This window comes from Desulfonatronum thiodismutans (assembly GCF_000717475.1).
GTDB classification, from domain to species: Bacteria; Desulfobacterota; Desulfovibrionia; order Desulfovibrionales; family Desulfonatronaceae; genus Desulfonatronum; species Desulfonatronum thiodismutans.
Genome location: NZ_JPIK01000009.1, coordinates 30000 through 52117, shown reverse-complemented (window position 1 = coordinate 52117; position 22118 = coordinate 30000). Strand labels below are relative to the sequence as shown.

The window sequence follows — 22118 nt, the reverse complement described above, 5'->3', positions numbered from 1 at the left end:
GGCCATGAAGTCTTCAACCCTTCGCCAACTGGCCCCGGTGGCCGCGTTCTACATCCTGGTCCTGGCCACGCCGACCCTTCTGTCCCATGATTATTACTATCTGAGCATCCTGAACATGGCCGGGATCATCGCGATCATCGTCATGGGGCTGAACCTGCTGTTGGGCTTTGCCGGGCAGATTTCCCTGGGCCATGCGGCCTTGTTCGGAATTTCCGCCTATACCTCGGCTGTTATGACCGCCACCTACGGATTGCCCCTGGCCGTGGGCATGCTTTCCGGAGTGGGGCTGACCGCCGTGGTGGCCCTGGTGGTGGGCATGCCCGTGCTCAAGCTCAAGGGCTACTATCTGGCCATGGCCACTCTGGGCTTCGGCCTGATCGTCTACATCTTTTTCAACGAGGCCATCTCCCTGACCGGCGGGCCGTCGGGGTTCGTGGGCATCCCCCAGCTCCAGGTCGGCTCGTTCGTCTTCGATTCGGACCTGTCCTACTTCTTCCTGGTCTGGACCACTGTCACCGTGGTGCTGCTGATCTCCCTGAACCTGATCAACTCCCGGATCGGCCGGGCTCTGATGGCCCTGCACGCCAGCGACAAGGCGGCTCAGTCCATGGGCATCAACGTGGCCCGCTACAAGCTGTTCATCTTCGTGCTCTCCGCGGTGTTCGCCGGGATCGCCGGGGTGCTTTACGCGCATTACCTCAGCTTCGTGGCCCCGTCCTCCTTCGGGTTCCATTTTTCCGTGCAGCTGATCACCATGGTCGTGCTGGGCGGCATGGCCAGCCTGTGGGGCGGCATCGCCGGGACGGTTTTTCTGACCGCCATGCCGGAATTCCTGCGGGCCTACGAAAACATGGAAGTGATCATCTACGGGCTGATCCTGATCCTGTGCATGATGTACCTGCCCCAGGGCATGGCCGGCGGCGTCTCCAAGCTGATTGCCCTGATTCGCGGGAGGTTCGGACATGCCCGGTAGGAGCGATGGGGAGCGAACGTCCGCGGACGACGTGATTCTGAACTGCCGGGAGGTCCATGTCCGTTTCGGCGGGGTGATGGCCCTGACCGACGTGGATTTTCAGGTCCGCGAAGGGACCATCACCGCCCTGATCGGTCCCAACGGCGCGGGTAAGACGACATTACTCAACGTTGTCAGCGGGATGGTTCCCAGTTCGGAAGGCGCCGTGGAACTCCTGGGCCGTGACATGACCCGGAGCCCGGCCTGGGAGCGGGCCAAGGCCGGGGCGGTGCGCACCTTTCAGAACCTGGAAGTCTTCACCACCATGAACGTCCTGGAGAACGTGATGACCGGGGCGCACCGGGTGGTCCGCTACGGGGCGATCAGCGCCCTGTTCAAGACGCCCGTTTTTTTTCGCGGGGAGCGCCGCTGCCGGGAACTGGCCGAGGAAAAATTGGCCTTCGTCGGCCTGGAGGATGACTGGAACCTGCCCGCCGGGGATTTGCCATACGGTCGGCAACGCCTCCTGGAACTGGCCCGGGCCCTGGCCGCCCAGCCGCGCATCCTGCTCCTGGACGAACCCGCCGCCGGGCTGAACACCACCGAAACCCGCGCCCTGGCCAAGTTGATCCAGCGTGTCCGCGACGAACTGGGCGTCACCGTGGCTATCGTGGAGCACGATATGGACCTGATCATGGGCATCAGCGACGCCATCACCGTCCTCCACTTCGGCCGGGTCATCGCCTCCGGAACTCCGGGGGAAATCCAGAAAAATCCCGAGGTAGTCGCGGCGTATCTGGGCGAGGAGGCGGAGTAATCCATGCTCGTTCTGAAAAACGTCGACGTCTTTTACGGCCGGGTGCATGCCATCCGGCGGGTTTCCCTGCATGTGAATCAGGGTGAGATCGTGGCCTTGATCGGGGGCAACGGGGCTGGGAAGACCACTTTGTTGACCACCATATCCGGTTTGATGCGGGCCAGGGAGGGCAGTCTGGCCTTCGAGGGCCGGGAGATTGCCCGGGAGCGCCCGGAACGGATCGTGGCCGCGGGGATTTCCCAGGTTCCGGAGCGGCGCCTGGTGTTCAAGCCCATGAGCGTGGAGGACAATCTGCTTTTGGGCGCGTACCATCGGTACAGCCTGAAAAACAAGGCTGAAATCCGCAAGGACATCCAGGACATCTACGAGATGTTTCCTGTCCTGGGGCAGCGCAAGGATCAACCCTCCGGGAATCTTTCCGGTGGAGAGCAGCAGATGCTGGCCATTGGCCGGGCCCTGATGGCCAAGCCCCGGATGCTGCTTCTGGACGAGCCCGGCATGGGGTTGGCTCCGGCCCTTTCCCAGATGATCTTTCGGCATGTGGCCGAGCTGCGTGACGCCTTCGGCCTGACCGTGCTGTTGGTGGAACAAAACGCCAAGAGCGCCCTGAAGATCGCGGATCGGGGCTATGTGTTGGAAACCGGGCGGATCATTCTGCAGGGTCCGTCCGAGGAGCTGCTGCTGAACCGGGACGTGCAACGCGCCTATCTGGGGCGGGATGTGGAGGTAGAGTGATGTTTGAGCCGGAACTGGAGGGCATGGGGCGGGAGGAACTGGAGCAGCTTCAGTTGGAGCGGTTGCAGTCCACGTTGACCAGGGTTTCGCGCAACGTGCCGTTCTATCGCAAGAAGTTCGAGGATTTGGGCCTGGACCCGTATGATTTCACCTCCCTGGACGATGTCCGCGAACTGCCCCTGACCACGCGCCAGGATCTGCGGGACAACGCTCCGTACGGCCTGTTCGCCGTGCCCTTGCGCGAGGTCGTCCGCTTGCAGACGTCCTCCGGTTTTTCCGGAGGGACCACGGTCTTCGGCTACACCTTAAGCGACATCCGGAAATGGTCGCGGCTAACGGCCCGGGTCCTGGCCGCCGGCGGGGCGAACAAGGAGGACGTGGTTCATGTGGCCCATACCTATGGTCTGTCCACCATGGCCTTTGGCATGCATTACGGCGCGGAGACCCTGGGGGCCACCGTGGTTCCGGTCTCCAGCGGCAACGCTCGCCGACAGGTGGGGATCATTCTTGACTACCGGGCCACGGCTCTGGCCTGCATCCCCAGCTATGCCCTGTTTCTGGCCGACCTGATGGACGAGATGGGCGTGAACCGCAACGCCCTGCCCCTGCGCTGGGGCATGTTCAGCGGGGAGGTGTGGTCCGAGGCCACCCGACAAGCCATCCAGGAGCGTCTGAACATCACGGCCACTGACAACTACGGCGTCAGCGAGGTCATGGGGCCGGGCGTGGCCGGGGAGTGCCTGGAGCGCCGGGGCATGCACATTCAGGAAGATCATTTCCTGGCCGAAATCATTGACCCGCACACCCTCCAGCCGGTCCCGGCGGGGCAGGTGGGCGAGCTGGTACTGACCACCCTGACCAAGGAAGCCCTGCCCATGATCCGCTTCCGCACCGGGGACCTGACCCGGCTGATCCCGGACCCGTGTCCCTGCGGTCGGACTTTCCTGCGCATGGAGCGCATCCAGGGCCGCAGCGACGACATGCTGATCATTCAGGGGATCAACGTCTATCCGGAGCGGATCAAGGCCATCCTGGCGGAAACGCACCAAGTCCAGCCGAACCATTTGATCGTGGTGGACCGCCACGGCGGACTGGACACGGCCAAGCTGCTGGTGGAGGCGGACATGGTCGAGCCGGACCAGATCAAGACCCAGCAACGCTTCATCGACCTGACCCGGCAGCAGTTGGCCATGGAACTGGGGCTGGTCTTCGAGGTGCAGTTGGTCGAACGCAAAACCATCGCCGAACTGGAAACCGGCACGGGGCGGGTGGTGGATCGGCGACACCCGTAGTTGAGTGTTGAAAAAGTCCTAATTCGGCAGGTCGTTCAAAAATCCCAAGTGCAAGGAGCAAAAAAGTTCAAGGTTGAAGCGTATTTATTGATACGTGAGGGTTTGAACTTTTTGCAGTGACGCAGCAATTGGGAGTTTTTCAACGGCCTGGTAGGCAATTATCCGAAGGCAATTAACAGATACGCGGCAACTGTTCGCCTTCGAGCATGTCCAGCAGGCGGTGGCCGCCCAGCGGGGTTTGCAGGACCACCCGGCCGGGATGGTCGGGCTGGATGTCGCCGATGTGGGCGGCGTTAACGCCGAACTCGTCCCGGCGCATGATCTCCAGGGCCTGTTCGGCGTATTGGGCCGGAAGGATGCAGATCAGTTTGCCCTCGTTGGCCAGGTAGAGCGGGTCCAGGCCGAGGAAGGAGCAGCCTGCTGCTACCACTGGGTTCACGGGCACGGCCTCCTCGCGGATCAGGCACTGGACTCCGGACTGCCCGGCGATTTCATTGAGCGTGGTGGCAAGGCCGCCCCGGGTGGGGTCGCGCAGGACGTGGATGTCCGGGATGGCGGTCAGCAGCTTGGCGATGAGGTGGTTCAACCCGGCGCAGTCGCTCTGGATCGGGGCCTCGAAGCTCAGGCCTTCCCGGGTGGCCAGAATGGTCAGGCCGTGGTCGCCCATGGTCCCGCTGACCAGGATCGCGTCGCCCGGCGCGGCCCGGTGGCCCTGGGGGCAGGGCTGGACCAGAATTTCACCGATTCCCGTGGTGTTGATGAACATCCTGTCCACCGCGCCCTTGGGCACCACCTTGGTGTCCCCGGTGACGATCTTCACCCCGGCCCTGTTCGCGGCCTCGGCCGTGGACCGGACCACCTGCTCCAGCACGTCCATCTCCAATCCTTCCTCCAGAATAAACGCGCAACTTAAATAGAGCGGACGCGCCCCGAGCATGGCCACGTCGTTGACCGTGCCGTTCACGGCCAGGGAACCGATGTCCCCGCCGGGAAAAATCAACGGGGTGACGGTGAAGCTGTCCGTGCTCATGGCCAAGGGGCCGGAGGCATGAATCAAGGCCGCGTCGTCCAGCCGGTCCAGGACGTCGTTGCTGAAATGCTTCAGAAATACGTCCTTGATCAAACGATGCGAAGCCTTGCCGCCGCTGCCGGTGTCGAGGAGGAGTCGTGGTGTGGTCATGATTTAATGAGAAGAGTTACGTTGTTGTTTCGAGTGTCGGGAGGTGATTTACGCACCGATATGCTTGCGGATTGATTCAAAGACCTCTTGCGCGAACATCATGAACTCTCGTGCTTCCCCGCATGTCGGCTTGCCGTGGGGCAGCAAACCGAAATCACCGGGATATCGAGCATCGATGTAGAGATCGTCTAAATCAGTCAGGATATCCATATCCAGGTCCATCTGGATTTCTGGTTGGATCATGCCGTAGAGCTTGAGAGTCGAGTGCTCCTTGGGAATTCTTTTTTGCGAGTTTTCAAGGACCGCCTTGAAACACTTTTCCACGCATTGCTGGGCATGAAAGGCGACAATGTGCGACAAAAATTCGTCATGAATGAGATACTCGATGCTTTTCAAGTCCGCGGATGCGGAAACGAGCCAAGCCTTGGCCAATTCCTTGCTCATAATAAAGAAATCCCATTTGTTTGGATTTCTCTGGCAAACGAGCTGTTTTGCGAGAAAAAAAGTTTACTCATGGGCTCGGTGTGGACCAGCAGGTCAATGCTGATTTTTTGACGAATATCCTGAATCGGCTTGGAAACTTTCCTGACTAATTGTCTCTTTTCTTGGTAATTTTTAGGAATAAACTGGTCCTTGGTCACGACATAGACATCAAAGTCGCTGTCCTGGCCGGGAGTTCCATGGGCATGGCTTCCGAAAAGGACAACCATCTTGGGGTCGATGGTGCGGAGCCTTTCGGCAAGTATTTCTTGAATTGTTTGAGTTTCTTTCATTTTGCGGCGTTAACATGAAGGATTATTTGTTCTCACCTTCATCTTCGGCGAAAAGATGTCTGAAGAACCGGTCCGGTGCATTGAGAAAATCCCTGGTCACAAGGTAATGCTCTGTCTCGCTATATGCAATTTCCGAGATTCCATCCGTCGAGAATGAGTACAGGGTCGCGCCCGGATAGGCCAGCAGGATGGGGGAATGGGAGGCGATGATGAATTGGGCGTGGCCGGGCACTTCCAGGTCAGGGATGATCTTCAGGAAGGACAACTGCCGTTGGGGCGAAAGCGCGGCTTCCGGTTCATCAAGGATGTAAAGGCCTTGCTCGAAACGATTGTCGAACAGCGACAAGAAGGATTCGCCATGGGACTGGGCATGGAGCGACTTGCCGCCGTATGCCCTGAGGTCGGAGACGCTGTCCAAATAGGTGGCGAAGTTAAAAAAACTTTCGGCTCGCATGAAGAAACCGTCGCTCGTCTTCGGAAACCAGGCCAGGCGCAGCGCCTGGGCCAGTTCCGAGCGGTCGGCGAAGGCCTCTCGATAGTGATCCCGGTTACCGCCCTCGGGGTTGAACCCGCAAATCTCGGCCACTGCCTCGAGCAGTGTGGATTTCCCGCTTCCGTTGTCGCCCACGAAGAATGTGACGTTCGTATTGAGTGCAATGTCGATTCCGTGGCGAAACGCTGGTACGGAGAACGGATACAGGTCTTCGCCCATTCGCTCGGGCAGGCTCGATATGCGGTGGAGATAGGGGGCACCAGTTTTTAAGCGGCCAAGTGATTTACGGCGAACAGAGGACATGATCTGTAGGCTTTACCGCTTCAATGTAATCTGACTTCTCGTTGAATCATGTTTCCAAAGCTGAACGATGTACTGACGTTCCGGAGATTATCAGAAAATTTCCAGCAACTGGTTATGCAAATATTTCACAATACGCAGGATAAGAACGAGGAGGAGGAGCAAGGAAGCCATCCTCCTTCAATCCTTCAATGTGAAATTGTATTGCATCTTTCATAGTTGTCTCAACATCTTCCCGCGTTTTACCTGTTGCAATACAACCGTCCAAATCCGGAGAAAAAGCAGAGAAACCAGTTTCTGTTTCCTCAACAACTATTAGATATTTTTTCATTTTAACCTCGATTGCTTGTAGATACTGCCGAGAGTTCCTACTGCCACATCATCACCTGGTTTTCCTGAAATTGTCACTCTTCCAGGTTTAACAGGGTGCTTGAATTGACGATGGCTTCCTTTGGTCGCAACGAGAAACCAGCCATCATCTTCTATCAATTTGATTACATCCCTGACTTTCATTAAAAATTTACAGCCGTTAAGACTCACCTTCACAGCGCATACTTATAATACGCCGCGCAGCTTCCTTCCGTGGACACCATACAGGGGCCGACAGGGGTGGCGGGGGTGCAGGTTTTGTTGAAGAGGGGGCAGTGGTTGGGTTGCATTTTGCCTTTGAGCACGTCGCCGCAACGGCAGCCGGGCAGGGGGGGGAGGTCGTGGACTTGTACGCCCAGGGTCGTGAGGGCGTCGAAGCGTTGATATTCGTCGGCCAGGGCCAGGCCGCTGTCCGGGATGCGGCCCAGGCCGCGCCAGAGGGCGTCGGAAACCGTGAACACCTCGGCCATGACCTCTCTGGCCTTGGGGTTGCCGTTGTCGGCCACGGCTCGGGAGTACTGGTTGACCACCTGGGGCCGGCCGGTCTTGCGTTGGTCGATGATCAGCAGCAGGGCCTGGAGGATGTCCAGGGGCTCGAAGCCGGTAATTACCGACGGAACGCCGTGCTGTTCAGCCAGGAAGCGGTAGGGCTCGACGCCGATGATCGTGGAGACGTGGCCGGGGAGGATCAGGGCGTCCACGTTGACCTCGGGGTCCTGGAGCAGGGCTGCCAGGGCCGGAGGGACGAGTTTGTGCATGGCGAAGACGAGGAAATTGTCCAGGCCTTGCTCCTTGGCGACCTTGATGGTGGCGGCGACAGTGGGGGCGGTGGTTTCGAAGCCGACTCCCAGGAAGACAATCCGGGACTCGGGGTGCTTGCGGGCCAGGGCCAGGGCGTCGAAGGCGGAGTAGACGATTTCGATCCGGCAGCCTTCGGCCTGAGCCTGCTTCAGGCTGGTTCCCTTGGGGCCGGGCACGCGAATCAGGTCGCCAAAGGTGGCGATGATCACGTTGTCCTTGCGGGCCAGTTCCAGAAAGGCCGCAACTTCGCCTTCATGGGTCACGCAGACCGGACAGCCGGGGCCGGAAAGGTGCCGGATCCCCTCCGGGAGCAGGGAGCGCAGGCCGCTTTGAAAAATGGCCACGGTGTGCGTGCCGCAGACTTCCATGAAGGCCAGGGGACCGGGCAGCTCGGCCCGGATTTTGTCCAGGAGGTTGCGGCACAGGGCCGGGTCCTTGAATTTGGCCAGCATGTCCGATGCGTTGTTCGGGGCCATTGTTTCGTCACTCCTCAGTGGACTTGAAGGTTCAATCCTTCCTGGAACAGCTTCAGGGTCTCCAGGGCGTCCTCCCGGTCCAGACGGCGCAGGGCGAAGCCGGCGTGGACGATCACGTAGTCGCCGACCGAAGCCGGGTAGTCGATGATGTCCAGGCGCACTTGGCGCTTCACTCCGGCGATCTCCACATCCGCGACGTTAAGTTCAGCATTGATGCTTTTTACTTCCATGGGTACGGCTAGACACATGAGGGGGTCTCCTTTTGCATTTTCATTGCGCTGTTGATAAGCTCGATAACTTGGCCTGTCAAACCGACAGCGGGCTGGTAAAGGCCCGTAAGGAAGCGTCATGAGCCTGGATGTCGCCAACCAAACCGAGAGTGCCCGTGCTTCGTTTCCGGTTCCGTTTCCGGACGGCCCTGAATGGGCGGAGCGGGTTCGGACGCCTTCCTCCGAACGGTGCCGGGAAATGTGGGCGCTTTGGGAGATGCCGGAACACATCCAGATGCACAGTTTGCTGGTGACCCGGGTCGCTCTGGGCATCGCCGAGATGGTCAGGGAAAAAATACTTCCGGGATTGGATATCGATCAGGTCCTGGCCGCGGCCATGCTTCATGACGTGGCGAAGATCTACACCATCCGCCACGGCGGCAGCCACAGCCAGATCGGGGCCGCATGGGTCCAGGAGCGGACCGGAAACGCGGTGGTGGCCCGGGCGGTGCTGCATCACGTGGACTGGCCCTTTGCCATGGACCTGCAACGCTATCCGGTTTCGCTGATCGTCTGTTACAGCGACAAGCGGGTCCGGCACACGGAAATCGTCACTCTGGACGAGCGGTTCGCCGATCTCCAGGAGCGCTACGGCGTGAACGCCACGGCGCGACATCATATTCAACAGTCCCTGGAGCAGGGGCGGGCCATTGAGCGTCTGCTCAGCGGGGGATTGAAGGTGGAACTCGATGCGTATTCTTTTGATTGCCGGCGGATGGTCTGACGAACGCGAGGTTTCCCTGAGCGGGGCTGTGGGGATAGAGGCCTCGTTGCGCCGCCAGGGCCATGCGGTGACGCTCTTCGATCCGCGTGACGGCCTGACCAGGCTGCCACAGCTGGTGGAAGATTTCGACTTCGCTTTTTTGAATCTGCACGGAGCCCCCGGAGAAGACGGTCTGGTGCAGGCCATGCTGGACCGCCTGGGCAAGCCTTACCAGGGCAGCGGGCCGGCCGGCTCGATCCTGGCCCTGGACAAGGCGGCCTCCAAGGCTTTGTTCGTCCAGAACAATCTGGCCACTCCTCCGTGGTTATTCGTGCCCGTGCGCTTTGGATCGAACCATGGCGATCGCCCGGGTTCCGACCTGCTTGCCGATATGCCGTGTCCGTTCGGTCCGCCTTACGTGGTCAAGCCCAATCTTGGCGGATCCAGCCTGGGGATCGAGGTGGTGCGCGAGCATGGCGTTTTGGCGCCTGCCGTGGAAAAGATTTTGAGGGAGGGGCGCGACGTGCTGGTGGAGCAATACCAGCCCGGAGTGGAGGTCACCTGTTCGGTCCTGGGGGGCGAGGCCTTGCCGCTGATTCTGATCCGCCCCGGCGAGGGGGCGACGTTTTTCGACTACGACAGCAAGTACGTTCCCGGCCGGGCCGAGGAGATCTGCCCGGCTCCCTTGCCCGGAGACGTCAGCCGGGCCATTCAGGCCGTGGCCCTGCACGCGCACCGCGTTCTCGGCCTGCGCGGGTACAGCCGGGCGGATTTCATTTTGCACGAGGGCCAGGCCCATCTCCTGGAAGTGAACACCCTGCCCGGAATGACCGCCACCAGCCTGCTGCCCCAGGCCGCGGCGGTGCACGGCCTGGACTTCGACCACCTGCTGGCCCGGTTGATCGAGCTGGGGATGCGGGGGTGCTGAGCGCTGGAAACGACAAGGAAAGAGAAGAACGCATGAACGCGAGAAAAACCGTTTTTTTGATCGCCGACGGCATGGGCGACTGGCCCGTGGACGAACTGGGCGGCAAGACGCCCATGGAGGCCGCGGACACCCCGCACATGGATGCCCTGGCCCGGGAAGGCGTGGTCGGCTTGTGCCGGACCATTCCTGAAGGCATGCCGCCGGGATCGGACATCGCGAACATGGCCCTGTTGGGCTGCGATCCGGCCATGCACCATACCGGGAGAGGACCCATTGAGGCCGCGGCTCAAGGCTTGGTGCTGGGGGCGGACGATCTGGTCTGGCGCTGCAATCTGGTCCGGGTCAGCTCCCTGGAGCCGGACGGCGTCATGCGGGACTACTCCGCCGGGCACATCGACACGGCCACGGCCACGGCCCTGGTCGAAATGCTGCAACGGGAGCTGGGCGGACCGGACGCGGTTTTTCATCCAGGGGTCCAGTACCGCCATCTGGTGGTCCAACCGGGCCGGGTCACGGCCGCGGAAGCCGGCCTAGCCATCCGTCCGCCTCACGACATCCTGGACCAGACCCTGGGGCCGGACCTGGCCGCGTACCAGCAGTGCCCGGAACTCTGGCGCGTGGTGCGCGAGGCGGCCGTACTCCTGGACAATGCCGAGCGCAACGCCTCCCAGGCCAATGCCGTCTGGCTGTGGGGCCAGGGACGTCCGCTGCATCTGCCGGGCTTTCAGGAGCGGTTCGGCCAGGCTGGGGCGGTGATTTCCGCCGTGGATCTGGTCAAGGGCTTGGGTCGGGCCATGGGCATGGCGGTCCTGGACGTGCCCGGCGCCACAGGGTACCTGGACACGAACTATGCCGGGAAAGTGGCCGCGGCCCTGGATTTTTTGGAGCAGGGCGATTTCGTCTTCCTGCATGTGGAGGCCCCGGACGAGTGCGGGCATCAGGGCGGCCTGGAGAACAAGGTTCGGGCCATCGCGGACTTCGACGCCCAGGTGGTCGGGCCGATCCGGGACGGTCTGCGAGGCATGGACGCCGCGATCCTTGTGGCCTGCGACCACTTCACCCCGCTGATCAAGCGGACCCATGTTTCCGATCCCGTGCCCTTCCTGTTCTGGCACCTGGACGCCACGGCCTCCGGCATCCCGAACTTCAGCGAAACCCAGGCCGCTTCCACCGGCTTGATGCTGGAACGGGGCGAGGCTCTGCTGCCCTGGGCGCTGCAACGATCCGCACCCTAATCCGACCATTTTGCGCCTTTTCTTGCGATGCTCCTTGACCAACTTCCGCAATTTCTGCTGTCCGGCCTGACATCCGGCAGTATTTACGCCCTGGTGGCCGTGGGTTTCTGCATCATCTACAACGCCACCGGCCTGGTGAATTTCGCCCAGGGCGAGTTCGTGATGCTCGGGGGCATGCTGATGATCGGGCTGACCCAGGACATGGGCTTGGCCATGCCGACGGCCTTCGTGACGAGCATCGCGGCGGCCATGCTGCTGGGCGTCTTTCTGGAGCGCGTCCCGTTAGGCTTGGCCAGATCCCGGCACGTCCTGATCCTGGTGCTGGTCACCGTGGGTTTTTCCATTGCCGCACGCGGCGCGGCTTCGTTGATTTGGGGCAAGACCGCACGGGCCTTGCCGGCGTTTTCCACCGAGGCCCCGCTCTTGCTGGCCGGTGCGGTGATCTCCCGTCAGGCCCTCTGGATATTGGTCGTGACCATGATCTGCGTGGCTTTGCTGCACCTCTTTTTTCAACGCACCTCCGTGGGGCAGGCCATCCGGGCCGTTTCCGACAACCGCCACGGCGCGATCCTGGTGGGCATTCCCGTGGCCCGGATGGTGATGGTTTCCTTCGCCTTGAGCGCCGGACTGGGGGCCACGGCCGGGATACTCATCGCTCCGATCACGGGCATGCACTACAGCGCCGGGGTGATGCTGGGGCTGAAGGGCTTCGCCGCGGCCATTCTTGGGGGATACGGCCATGTTTGGGGCGCGGTGGCCGGAGGGCTGCTGCTGGGCGTCCTGGAGTCGTTGGCGGCCGGATTCATTTCCTCGGCCTACAAGGACGCCTTGGCGTTTTTGATCCTGCTTTGCGTCTTGTGGGTTCGTCCGGCGGGGCTGTTCGGGCAGGCCAGGACGAGACGAGTGTGAGGGGGATGGATGAGCGAAGCGAAACCAGGATATTGCGGATGAACATGAACGAGGGGGGGCGAGGAAAAGGTGACGGGGCGCGATTGGCGTCCTGGACGCCGTACGCGGCCCTGGCTCTGGCGGTGCTGGTTGCGCCCTGGGTGGTCACGGACACCTATTTGCTCTCGTTGGGCAGCCTGATCGGGATTTTCGCCCTGGCCGTGACCGGCTTGAACCTGCTCATCGGCATGGCCGGACAGGTTTCCCTGGGGCAGGCCGCTTTTTTCGGCCTGGGGGCCTACGGCTCGGGTATTTTCAGCGTCCATTTCGGGCTCCCGGTGGGAGCGGCCATGCTCGTCGCCGTGGCCGTCGCCTGCCTCGTGGCTCTGGTTTTGGCCGTGCCCACGCTCAAACTGGAAGGCCATTATCTGGTCATGGCCACCCTGGGCTTCAACATCATTTTCACCATCGTCTGCATCCAGTGGGAGGTCGTGACCGGAGGAACTTCCGGACTGTTCGGCATTCCAGGCATGGAGCTGGCCGGGCTGAACCTCAGCGACGACCGCAATTTCTTTTATCTGGTCTGGACCGTCATGGTGCTGGTGCTCTGGCTGTGCGCCAATTTCCTGCGCACCCGTCCGGGCCGGGCCTTGCGCAGCCTGCACCAGGGCGATCTGTTGCCGGCCTCCCTGGGCGTCCCGGTAATTCGCTACAAGGTCGGCCTGTTTGTGGCCGCGGCCCTGCTCACCGCCCTTGCCGGAGCCCTGTACGCCCACTATTTCCAGTTCATTAGTCCGCACAGCTTTGACATGTTCGTCTCTCTCCAACTGGTGACCATGACCGCCCTGGGCGGCTTGGGCAACCTCTGGGGCGGCATCTTCGGCGCGGCCTTCCTGCTCCTGCTCCCGGAGTGGCTCCACGCCTGGCCTGACCTGATGATCCTGCTCCACGGCCTGATTTTGATGCTGGTCCTGATGTTTTTTCCCAAGGGGCTCTTGCCTGCGGTCGGGGAGGGTGGAAAGCGGATGATGGGAACTCTTCGAGGTAACTGGGGCAAGAAGGGGATTTGATGGTTCGCTGCCCGCAAAATTTAACGGAGAGGTGTCGAAATGGAAGCACATAGGGAAGTCATTGTTCCAGGTGGCCCATCTCATTGCATCAAAATTCCAGATTGGGCGATAGGACGCAATGTTGAAGTCATTGTGATACCGGTTGCTGATGGCAAGGAACCGCAAATTCAAGATGCAAGAAAAGACCATGTCAAAGGCCCCCTCGCCGCACTAGGATTTGCCAAGCGCTTTCGAGAGACCAGATCAACGGACGAATGGATGCGTGACCTCAGAGAAGGAGAGCTTTCCTGATGGGTTGGGTCGTTGATACATGTGTTTTGATCGATGTGCTCGATGAGGACGCACGCTACGGAAAGGCTTCCGCCGTGACTTTGCAAGAGTTATTGCCTCAAGGGCTGGTTATTTCTCCAATCTCTTTTATCGAATTGTCTCCTGCTTTTATGGGGGATCTGCATGCACAATGGCTTTTTTTAGACGAATTGTCCGCCGAGTATCATTGCTCTTGGACTTGGGAAGACTCCATGGCCGCACATGCAGCCTGGGCAAGATACGTTCATCTTAAGAAATCAAAAGCCGTACTCAAACGACCCATCGCAGATATTCTCATCGGAGCTTTTGCTTCGAGGTTTAATGGGCTGGTTACACGCAATACCGCGGACTTCAGGGCGGTCTTTCCCGGTTTGATCATTGTCGATCCAGGGAAAGAGGTTGATTCAGAACAGTCGGGAACGAATCATTCATGAGCGCCAACGTGTCCCCCCTCCTTTCTCTGCGCGATATCTCCCTGCGTTTCGGTGGGTTGCAGGCGCTTTCGGACATTACCGTGGGCGTGTCCTCGGGGTTGTGGACGGCGCTGATCGGACCCAATGGGGCTGGGAAGACGTCGCTTTTGAACGTGATCTGCGGGCTGTACGCGGCTCAGCGAGGGGAGGTGGTTCTGGGCGGGCGGCCTTTGGACGGGCTGGGCGTGCATCAGCGGGCCGCGCTGGGTTTGGCCCGGACGTTTCAGGCCGTGCAACTCGTGCTGGAGATGCACGTTCTGGACAACCTGCTCCTGGGGCTGCATTGTCGCGGTCAGGTTGGATTGTTGGGCCATTTGCTGGGCAGCCCTGGCAGTCGGCGGGAGGAGCGGGCCTTGCGGGATACGGGCCTGGCCGTGCTGGAACGCTACGATTTGGCCGAAGTCTGGGACCGGCCTGTGAGCGAGCTGTCTCTGTGGCAGCGCAAGCTCCTGGAACTGGCTCGGGCCGTGGTCGGCGAGCCCCGGCTGCTGCTTCTGGACGAGCCCATGGGCGGGCTGACCATGGCCGAGCGGGAGGCCATGGCCGAACTGCTGCACGATCTGCGCGGCGGCGGCCTGAGCATGATCATGGTGGAGCACGACATGGACATGGTCATGACCCATACGGATCACGTCATGGTGCTGCATCACGGCCGGTTGCTGGCTCAGGGGCCGCCGCGGGAGATTCAAGCCGACCCGGACGTGATCGCGGCCTACCTTGGGGAGTAGGGGGGAATAGGGGAACATGCTGCGCATTCGCAATGTGAGCGCCGGATATGCCGGGATCGCCGTGCTGCACGGGGTCAGTCTGCACGTGGGTCAGGGCGAGACGGTCTGTCTTGTGGGGGCCAACGGAGCGGGGAAAAGCACGCTGTTGCAGGTGGTCAGCGGTTTGATCCGTCCTTTTTCCGGCGAACTTCGGTTCGAGGACGCGGACCTGACGACCCTGCCGCCTCACCGGATCGTGGCCGCGGGACTGGTTCAGGTTCCGGAAGCCCGGGAGCTGTTTCCGTCCATGACCGTGCGGGAGAACCTGGACCTGGGGGCCTTCGCCCTGCGCCGGGCGGCTCAGGCGGAGATTCGGGCCAATCGTGCCAGGTTGCTGGAGCTGTTTCCGGTTCTGGGGCAGCGTTTGGAGCAGAAGGCCGGCACCCTGAGCGGCGGTGAGCAGCAGATGCTGGCCATTGCCCGAGCCCTGATGGCCAAGCCCCGGTTGCTGATCCTGGACGAACCGTCCCTGGGGTTGGCGCCCCTGGTGATCAAGGAGATTTTCCGGACTTTGCGGGATCTGCGGGCCGAAGGCCTGACCATCCTGCTGGTGGAGCAGAACGCCCTGGCGGCCATGCGCATCAGCGACCGGGCCTACGTCCTGCAGGCCGGAAGGATGCTGCTCAGCGGCACGGCCGAGGAACTGCAAAGCAACGACGATTTTCGCCGGGCGTACCTGGGCCGGGACTACAAGGCAAAATGGGAGCGCTGAACATGGAGCACGCCATCTGGAATCCGCAAGCGGAATGCATGGATCGGGAGAACCTGGGGCAGGTCCAGTTGGAACGCTTGCAGATGACCCTCAATCTGGTTGCCCGCAACGTGGATTTTTACGCCAAAAGATTTCGGAAGATCGGGCTGCTGCCCGAGGATGTCCGAGACGTGAGCGACCTGGCCGGGCTTCCGTTCACGACCCGGGACGACCTGATCCGGGCCTATCCCTATGGCCTGTTTGCCGTGCCGCTGCGCAACGTGGTCCAGTTACGGCTGGCCGCTTCCAGCGTCGAACCCATCGTGGTGGGCTATACGCGGCAGGACTTGCGGATGTGGACCGAGCTGATGTGCCGGGCCATGACCGCGGCCGGAGCGGGCCGCACGGACATCATCCAGGTGGCCTTTCACTACAGCCAGTTTCCCGGGGCCTTCACCTTCAATCAGGGCGCGGAATCCCTGGGCGCGGTGCTCACCCCGGCGGCCACGGTGTCCGGGGCCCTGCAGATCAAGATGATGCGGGACTTCCGCTCCACCGTGCTGGCCGGCACCCCGGCCTTTGCCCTGAGCCTGATCAAGACGCTTCAGGACGCGGAAAGCCGGACACACTCCGAAGGCTTAGGCCAAGGGGAAAGCGGCTCCGGGCTGCATCTGCGGGTGGGGCTGTTCGGCCCGGAGGCCCTGCAACCCCAGGTGCGCGGGCTGCTGGAGCGCGGCCTGGGGCTCCGGGCGTATTCGGTCTATGGCGTGGCGGAAATGATCGAGCCGGCCCTGGCCGCGGAATGCGTCCAGCAAAGCGGCATGCATCTGGCCGAGGACCATTTTTACGTGGAGATCGTGGACCCGGAAACCGGCCAGCCACGCGCCCCCGGCGAGGAAGGCGAGGTGGTGGTGACCAGCCTGACCACCCAGGGCTATCCGCTGATCCGTTTCCGGACCGGGGACATCAGTCGGCTGCACTTGGCGGCCTGTCCCTGCGGCAGAACCTCGGCCCGGCTGTCTCCGGTTTTCCGGCGCAGCGACGACGCGGTTTCGGTTCGCGGCATCCGGGTCCATCCCGGACTGGTGGAACAGGTGATCCGGGATGTGGCCCCGGAGTCCTCGGATTTTCGGTTGGTGATTCAAACGGTGCACGGGTTGGGCGACCAGGTGGAACTGGTCCTGGCCCATCCCAAGGACGGCCCGCTGCCCGGGGCGACCCTGGAGGCCCTGCGCGCTCAACTTCGCCGCGTCCTGGGCCTCGGCCTGCGCCTGCGTCAAGTTCCGGCCAATCGCCTGCCTCTGGCCGGATTGACCTACAAAACCACGTTTCAGGAGCGGGAAACCCCGGCTTCCGAGCTACCTTTTTAGAGGAATGCGTTTCATGGCCAAATCCCCCGTGTATTTCTCCCTGGTGCTGCATTTTCATCAGCCCGTGGGCAATTTCGATCATGTTTTCGCCAATGCCTACGATTTGGCCTACAATCCGCTGTTGGAGCACCTGTGGAACTATCCGGATATCCGGGTCGGGCTGCATTTTTCCGGTTGTTTGCTGGACTGGCTGCTGGAGCACCGGCCCGCGGTGCATGAACAGGTGGGGCGACTGGTCAAGCGGGGCCAGGTGGAAATTCTGGCCGGCGGGTATTACGAGCCCGTGCTGCCCATGCTCCGGCCCGAGGACGCCCAGGGTCAGGTGCGGATGCACATCCGGGCCATGGAGGACCTTTGGTCCGTCACGCCCACCGGGCTTTGGCTGACCGAGCGGGTCTGGGAGCCGCACTTGCCGTCCTGGCTGGCGCCCCTGGGCCTGCGCTACAGTCTGGTGGACGACAACCATCTGCATCGGGCCGGAGTGCGATGCCTGCTCGGAACCTGGCTGACCGAGGACTGCGGTCATCCCTTGCGCCTCCTGGTCAACCTCAAGCCGTTGCGCAGGTTGATTCCCTGGCAGCCTCTGGACGCGGTCTGGGCCATGCTGGGCGATTTGGCCGAGCTGGGTCGGGACCAGGGTATCGCGCCTTTGGCCTGTCTGGGGGACGACGCCGAGCGATTCGGACTGTGGCCCAGGACCCACGAGCATTGCTGGGAACAGGGCTACATGCGCCGCTTTTTCGACGGGTTGCTGGAGCGGCGGGACTGGATCAAAACGGTCACTCCGGCCGAGTACATGGAGCGTCACGCGGACCAGGGCCGGGTCTACCTGCCCACGGCCTCTTATCTGGAAATGATGGACTGGGCCATGCCCACCAAGGAGGCCGCGACCCTGGGAACCTATCGCCGGGCCTGCGAGACCCAGGATATTTCCCGGTTTCTGTCCGGCGGGTTCTGGCGCAACTTCCTGGTCAAATATCCGGAAGTGAACTGGCTGCAGAAGCGGGGGCTTGACCTTTCCAGGGCGCTGGACGGTTTGGCTACGGAGCGGGGCGAGGACGCGGCCGTGGAGGCGGGTCGCAAGCGGGTCTGGGCCAGCCAGTGCAACTGCGCCTACTGGCACGGGGTTTTTGGCGGGGTCTACCTGACCCATCTGCGTCAAACCAATGCCGCCAATCTCCTGGCGGCCCAGGAAGACTCCGGCCTGTGGCCCTCTCCCCACTGGTCCGTCCGGGACGTGGACGTGGACGGACGCGAGGAAGTGCATGCGCGCTTCGGTCCCTGGCAGCTCTTTCTGAGCCCGGCCAACGGGGCCGCGGCCAAGGAGCTGGACTACCTGCCCAAGCGCCTGAATCTGGCCACGGCCTTTGCCCGGCATCCCGAACCGTATCATCAGGCCCTGCGGGAAGCCGCGGAAAAAGGCGAGGTGATCACGCCGGACCATCCGCAATGGAAGGAGTTCTTCCATATCCACTCCGCGGAAGTGCGGGCCAAGGAGCCGGGGCTGGAACGATTTTTGGATTATGACCGGTTCGACCATATGCCCTTCGCGGACTATCTCCTGCCCGACGAGACCAGCCTTGATGATCTGACCCACGGACGCTTCCAGCCCTTGGCCAGCTCCTGGCAAACGGCCATGACCTGGGAGGTTCGGGAACTGAAGGAGGGGATGGAGGCGGCGTTTGCGGGCCGGATGGCTTTTACTGAAAAGTCTTCCGAAGAGTCTTCCGAACAGTTTTTTGGGGCGCTTTCCGAGAAGCCTTTGGGAGAACCTTCGCGATGGCTGGATGTGGAGAAGTCCTTTCGGTTGTTCACGGATCGGGTAGAGGTGGATTACCGGATCACGGCATTCGGGGGGGATGTCCGAAACGCGATCTGGGCCACGGAACTGGCCTTGGGTCTGACTTCGCGGTGTACCGGCCGATCCCATGGCAATGGCGGCGAGGAAGAGGAGAAAGACCTCGAACAGTCCTGGAGTTTCGTTGCTCTCGCGGACGTGACCTTTGCCTGTCCCTACTCCCAGGGCCGGTTTCTGGTGGAGGTCAGCCCGGAGGCCACGTTGCGCCATGTTCCGCTGTGGGCCGTGACCAAGTCCGAAAGTGGCTTCGAGCGCACCCCCCAGGGCTCGGCGTTTTACTTCTGTCGTCCGTTGCGGCTGGCTTCCGGCGGGGAAGAGCGCTTCCGGCTGACGTTGCGGTTCGTCGCGTAGGGGCTTGTCCTCCTTGCCTGTCTCCATGCGTCACGACGTGCCGAGGTTGCCGGAATGCTGCTCCCCCAGCCTTTGATCACCGGTGTTTTGATCCGGCGTTACAAGCGCTTCCTGGCGGACGTCCGGCTGGAGAACGGCGAGGTGGTCACGGCGCACACCCCAAATACCGGGTCCATGCTTGGGTGTTCGAGTCCGGGAAGCTTGGTCTGGCTGAGCAGGGCGGACAACCCCAAACGCAAGTATCCCTGGACCTGGGAGTTGACCGAGACCGAGGCCGGCGTGCTGGTGGGCATCCATACCGGAAGGAGCAACGGTCTGGTCTGGGAGGCCCTGGCCGAGGGCAAGGCCGCTGAACTGGCCGGTTACCGACCAGTGCGCCGGGAGGTCGTGGTGGAGAATGGACGGCTCGACATGCTGCTGGAAAACGCCGAAGGTCGGGCTTGCTATGTGGAGGTCAAGAACGTCACCGCGGTGGATGAGCAGGGCACCGCGATCTTTCCGGACGCCGTGAGCGTCAGGGCCTCCCGGCATCTGGAAACCCTGGCCGAACTGGTCGGCAAGGGACACCGGGCCGTGATCTTTTTCTGCGTCCAGCGCGGTGATGCTCGCCGACTGTCCCCGGCGGACGTCATTGATCCCGTCTACGGCCAAACCCATCGCCGAGTGTCCGCCCTGGGCGTGGAGGCGTTGGCTTGGCGGGCGGACGTTTCACAGCGGGCCATCGCCCTGGAAACGCCTTTGCCCGTGGTTTGTTGAATACGATGACGGAGGACGGATGACGACGATAACGCCCTTGACGTACAAGGGCTCCATGATGGACGAATACTTTTTCGAGGAACGCTGTTTTATTAGTGAATGGTGGAACTCCGACCGGGACGAGGACGTGTCCGTGGCCCGAGCCCGTGTCCTGCCCGGCGTCACGACCCGCTTGCACCGTCTGCGCGGCATCATGGAGCGGTACATCATTCTCGAAGGCCAGGGCTTGGTGGAAATCGACGGGCGGCCTGCCGACACCGTGAAGCCCGGAGACGTGGTCCTGATTCCCCCCGGCGTTTCTCAACGCATCAGTAATCCCGGCATTTCTGACCTGCTTTTTCTGGTCGTGTGCACGCCTCGATTCGTCCCCGAGGCTTACGAGGATATGGAAAGCCTGGACGGCGTCGAAGCGGATCAATGATCCCTCGACCATTTTTAATATCTCAAGCAATAGCGACCACGGCTCCCAAGCCAAGAACCCAAAAGGAATACTGACCATGACAATCGAACGTTTTGAAGAACTGAATCTCTCCGAGGAAACACTGAAGGCCATTCAGGACATGGGGTTTGAGGAGCCGTCGCCCATTCAGGCCTTGGCCATCCCCATGCTGATGCAGGGCCGGGACGTCATCGGCCAGGCCCAGACCGGAACGGGGAAAACCGTGGCCTTCGGCATCCCGGTTTTGGAAAAGGTTGACCCCACGAGTCGGGACATCCAGGGCATCGTGCTCTGTCCGACCCGGGAACTGGCCATCCAGGTGGCCGAGGAGCTGAACACCCTGGCCAAATACCGCAAAGGGATCACCGTGCTTCCGGTCTACGGAGGGCAGCCTATTGATCGGCAGATCCGGGTGCTGCGCCAGGGGGCGCAAGTGATCATCGGCACCCCGGGCCGGGTCATGGACCATATGGACCGGGGGACCATCAAGCTGGACAAGGTCCGAATCGCGGTCCTGGACGAGGCGGACGAGATGCTGGACATGGGTTTCCGGGAAGACATCGAGCTGATCCTTCAGACCGTGCCCGCCAATCGGCAGACCGTGCTCTTTTCCGCGACCATGCCGTCGGAGATTTTGCGCCTGGCGGACACGTACCAGACTGACCGGCTGCTGGCCAAGGTATCCCAAAAAGTGCTCACCGTGCCGAACGTTGAGCAGTTTTTCTACGAGGTGCCCCGGGGCTCGCGGCTGGAGGCCATGTGTCGGATCATCGACGTGTTCAACCCCAAGCTGAGCATCGTCTTTTCCAACACCAAGCGGGGCGTGGACCAGATTGTGGAGCACCTTCAGGCCCGGGGGTACATGTCCGAGGGGCTGCACGGGGACATGAACCAGGTGCAGCGCGACCGGGTGATGGGCAAGTTCCGGTCGGGCAACGTGGAGATCCTGGTCGCCACGGACGTGGCCGCCAGGGGCATCGACGTGGACGATGTTGAAGCTGTCTTCAATTTCGATATTCCAAGCGACGTGGAGTACTACGTCCACCGCATCGGGCGAACGGGCCGGGCCGGACGGACCGGAAGGGCCTTCACCTTTGCCTCGGGCCGGGAGTTCTACAAGTTGCGGGACATCCAGCGGTTTACCAAGGCCAAGATGGTTCAGCGCAGCGTACCCAGCGTGGGCGACGTGGAGCAGGCCAAAACCGATAAGTTCCTGAGCGGGATACGAGAGAGCATGGCTCAGGGAGGGCTTGAAAATCAAGTGAGGGTTGTGGAGCACTTTTTGGAGAATGAACAGGTCTCTTCCCTGGACATGGCCGCGGCGATGCTGAAAATACTCATGGGACCGCCCAGGGAAGAACAAGACGATGCGCTGCTGTTCAACGAGCCGTCGCGCGGTCGGCCCGGAGAACGGGATCGGGATCGGGACCGGAATCGCCCTGGGCCCGGTTTTCGGGAGAGCGGACCGCAACAGGGCATGACCCGGCTGATGCTCAACGTCGGTCGCAATCAACAGGTGGAAGTGCGGGACGTGGTCGGGGCCATTGCCGGCGAAACCGGTCTTTCAGGACGGCAGATCGGCAAGATCGTGATGCAGGACAGCCGCTGCTTCGTGGAAGTCCCCACGGAATTCGCCAGGGACGTGGTGCGGGTGATGGACGGCAACCAGATTCGGGGGCTGCGAATCGAGGTCAAGGAAGTTTCGGAGGGTGGACGCGCGGACGACGACCAGCGCTCCATGCGCAAGCGGCCGGCCACGGTCCGTCCGTTCCGGGCCAAGCGGCCGAACTCGCAAAACTGGGACAGGTAAGCGCGGCTGGCGC

26 protein-coding genes are annotated in these 22118 nt (G+C 61.7%); 18 read left to right on the top strand and 8 right to left on the bottom strand.

The window, feature by feature from the left end; genetic code table 11:
• Positions 1 to 4 precede the first annotated feature (4 nt).
• The 4 genes from GY33_RS0106975 to GY33_RS0106960 are packed head-to-tail and all read left to right on the top strand — an operon-like array spanning position 5 to position 3796.
• Positions 5 to 973 (top strand): branched-chain amino acid ABC transporter permease, encoded by a 969-nt coding sequence (locus tag GY33_RS0106975; RefSeq protein ID WP_031386645.1) that lies wholly within the window; start codon positions 5 to 7, stop codon positions 971 to 973.
• Complete coding sequence (locus GY33_RS0106970) at positions 963 to 1769, top strand: ABC transporter ATP-binding protein (RefSeq protein WP_152555116.1); 807 nt, start codon at positions 963 to 965, stop codon at positions 1767 to 1769. The genes GY33_RS0106975 and GY33_RS0106970 overlap by 11 nt, the downstream gene beginning before the upstream one ends.
• A gap of 3 nt (positions 1770 to 1772) precedes the next feature.
• Positions 1773 to 2504, top strand: coding sequence for an ABC transporter ATP-binding protein (locus GY33_RS0106965; protein ID WP_031386643.1), 732 nt, complete (start codon positions 1773 to 1775; stop codon positions 2502 to 2504).
• Positions 2504 to 3796 carry a phenylacetate--CoA ligase family protein gene (locus tag GY33_RS0106960; protein WP_031386642.1) on the top strand — a complete coding sequence of 431 codons (1293 nt, stop codon included), beginning with the start codon at positions 2504 to 2506 and terminating at the stop codon, positions 3794 to 3796. Before GY33_RS0106965 ends, GY33_RS0106960 begins: the two co-directional genes overlap by 1 nt.
• A 172-nt stretch (positions 3797 to 3968) precedes the next feature.
• Here GY33_RS0106960 and hypE read toward each other — a convergent pair whose 3' ends face one another.
• The 8 genes from hypE to GY33_RS0106925 form a co-directional block, all read right to left on the bottom strand.
• Positions 3969 to 4976 (bottom strand): hydrogenase expression/formation protein HypE, encoded by a 1008-nt coding sequence (gene hypE / locus GY33_RS0106955; protein ID WP_031386641.1) that lies wholly within the window; start codon positions 4974 to 4976, stop codon positions 3969 to 3971.
• Positions 4977 to 5024: 48 nt separating this feature from the next.
• On the bottom strand, positions 5025 to 5420 hold the full coding sequence (locus tag GY33_RS0106950) for a HEPN domain-containing protein (protein WP_031386640.1): 396 nt from the start codon (positions 5418 to 5420) through the stop codon (positions 5025 to 5027).
• Positions 5417 to 5749 carry a nucleotidyltransferase domain-containing protein gene (locus GY33_RS0106945; protein ID WP_031386639.1) on the bottom strand — a complete coding sequence of 111 codons (333 nt, stop codon included), beginning with the start codon at positions 5747 to 5749 and terminating at the stop codon, positions 5417 to 5419. Before GY33_RS0106945 ends, GY33_RS0106950 begins: the two co-directional genes overlap by 4 nt.
• A 22-nt stretch (positions 5750 to 5771) precedes the next feature.
• On the bottom strand, positions 5772 to 6545 hold the full coding sequence (locus tag GY33_RS0106940) for an AAA family ATPase (RefSeq protein ID WP_051822384.1): 774 nt from the start codon (positions 6543 to 6545) through the stop codon (positions 5772 to 5774).
• A 112-nt stretch (positions 6546 to 6657) separates the two neighbouring features.
• Positions 6658 to 6873, bottom strand: a complete 216-nt coding sequence (locus tag GY33_RS20365) for a type II toxin-antitoxin system HicB family antitoxin (RefSeq protein ID WP_084184890.1) — start codon at positions 6871 to 6873, stop codon at positions 6658 to 6660.
• Positions 6870 to 7055 carry a type II toxin-antitoxin system HicA family toxin gene (locus GY33_RS20360; RefSeq protein WP_084184893.1) on the bottom strand — a complete coding sequence of 62 codons (186 nt, stop codon included), beginning with the start codon at positions 7053 to 7055 and terminating at the stop codon, positions 6870 to 6872. The genes GY33_RS20365 and GY33_RS20360 overlap by 4 nt, the downstream gene beginning before the upstream one ends.
• A 29-nt stretch (positions 7056 to 7084) precedes the next feature.
• The gene (gene hypD / locus GY33_RS0106930) at positions 7085 to 8188 is read right to left on the bottom strand and encodes a hydrogenase formation protein HypD (RefSeq protein ID WP_051822383.1); all 1104 of its coding nucleotides are present in this window, start codon (positions 8186 to 8188) and stop codon (positions 7085 to 7087) included.
• A 14-nt stretch (positions 8189 to 8202) separates the two neighbouring features.
• Positions 8203 to 8436 (bottom strand): HypC/HybG/HupF family hydrogenase formation chaperone, encoded by a 234-nt coding sequence (locus tag GY33_RS0106925; RefSeq protein ID WP_031386636.1) that lies wholly within the window; start codon positions 8434 to 8436, stop codon positions 8203 to 8205.
• A 100-nt stretch (positions 8437 to 8536) separates the two neighbouring features.
• Here GY33_RS0106925 and GY33_RS0106920 point away from each other — a divergent pair, with 100 nt between their 5' ends.
• From GY33_RS0106920 to GY33_RS0106860, 14 genes are all read left to right on the top strand, one after another.
• Positions 8537 to 9181 (top strand): HD domain-containing protein, encoded by a 645-nt coding sequence (locus GY33_RS0106920; RefSeq protein ID WP_051822382.1) that lies wholly within the window; start codon positions 8537 to 8539, stop codon positions 9179 to 9181.
• On the top strand, positions 9147 to 10088 hold the full coding sequence (locus GY33_RS0106915; RefSeq protein WP_031386634.1) for a D-alanine--D-alanine ligase family protein: 942 nt from the start codon (positions 9147 to 9149) through the stop codon (positions 10086 to 10088). Before GY33_RS0106920 ends, GY33_RS0106915 begins: the two co-directional genes overlap by 35 nt.
• A gap of 32 nt (positions 10089 to 10120) precedes the next feature.
• Positions 10121 to 11323 (top strand): cofactor-independent phosphoglycerate mutase, encoded by a 1203-nt coding sequence (locus GY33_RS0106910; RefSeq protein ID WP_031386633.1) that lies wholly within the window; start codon positions 10121 to 10123, stop codon positions 11321 to 11323.
• 27 nt (positions 11324 to 11350) lie between these two features.
• Complete coding sequence (locus GY33_RS0106905; protein WP_031386632.1) at positions 11351 to 12232, top strand: branched-chain amino acid ABC transporter permease; 882 nt, start codon at positions 11351 to 11353, stop codon at positions 12230 to 12232.
• Between the two features lie 5 nt (positions 12233 to 12237).
• Positions 12238 to 13281 (top strand): branched-chain amino acid ABC transporter permease, encoded by a 1044-nt coding sequence (locus GY33_RS0106900; RefSeq protein ID WP_084184889.1) that lies wholly within the window; start codon positions 12238 to 12240, stop codon positions 13279 to 13281.
• Between the two features lie 39 nt (positions 13282 to 13320).
• Positions 13321 to 13572: a hypothetical protein gene (locus tag GY33_RS20945; RefSeq protein ID WP_152555115.1), complete on the top strand. Its 252-nt coding sequence runs from the start codon at positions 13321 to 13323 to the stop codon at positions 13570 to 13572.
• Positions 13572 to 14024: a type II toxin-antitoxin system VapC family toxin gene (locus tag GY33_RS0106895; RefSeq protein ID WP_051822380.1), complete on the top strand. Its 453-nt coding sequence runs from the start codon at positions 13572 to 13574 to the stop codon at positions 14022 to 14024. The genes GY33_RS20945 and GY33_RS0106895 overlap by 1 nt, the downstream gene beginning before the upstream one ends.
• Positions 14021 to 14791 carry an ABC transporter ATP-binding protein gene (locus tag GY33_RS0106890; RefSeq protein ID WP_031386629.1) on the top strand — a complete coding sequence of 257 codons (771 nt, stop codon included), beginning with the start codon at positions 14021 to 14023 and terminating at the stop codon, positions 14789 to 14791. Before GY33_RS0106895 ends, GY33_RS0106890 begins: the two co-directional genes overlap by 4 nt.
• Before the next feature lie 16 nt (positions 14792 to 14807).
• Positions 14808 to 15542 (top strand): ABC transporter ATP-binding protein, encoded by a 735-nt coding sequence (locus GY33_RS0106885; protein ID WP_031386628.1) that lies wholly within the window; start codon positions 14808 to 14810, stop codon positions 15540 to 15542.
• A gap of 2 nt (positions 15543 to 15544) precedes the next feature.
• A complete protein-coding gene (locus GY33_RS0106880) occupies positions 15545 to 16891 on the top strand; it encodes a phenylacetate--CoA ligase family protein (protein ID WP_161788450.1) in 1347 nt (448 codons plus the stop codon).
• A 13-nt stretch (positions 16892 to 16904) separates the two neighbouring features.
• Entirely contained in the window at positions 16905 to 19100 is a 2196-nt protein-coding gene (locus GY33_RS19690) for an alpha-amylase/4-alpha-glucanotransferase domain-containing protein (protein WP_051822378.1), read from the top strand.
• 54 nt (positions 19101 to 19154) lie between these two features.
• Positions 19155 to 19856, top strand: coding sequence for a DNA/RNA nuclease SfsA (gene sfsA, locus GY33_RS0106870; RefSeq protein WP_031386625.1), 702 nt, complete (start codon positions 19155 to 19157; stop codon positions 19854 to 19856).
• Positions 19857 to 19875: 19 nt separating this feature from the next.
• The gene (locus GY33_RS0106865) at positions 19876 to 20277 is read left to right on the top strand and encodes a cupin domain-containing protein (RefSeq protein WP_235185486.1); all 402 of its coding nucleotides are present in this window, start codon (positions 19876 to 19878) and stop codon (positions 20275 to 20277) included.
• 76 nt (positions 20278 to 20353) lie between these two features.
• On the top strand, positions 20354 to 22105 hold the full coding sequence (locus GY33_RS0106860; RefSeq protein WP_084184885.1) for a DEAD/DEAH box helicase: 1752 nt from the start codon (positions 20354 to 20356) through the stop codon (positions 22103 to 22105).
• Positions 22106 to 22118 lie beyond the last annotated feature (13 nt).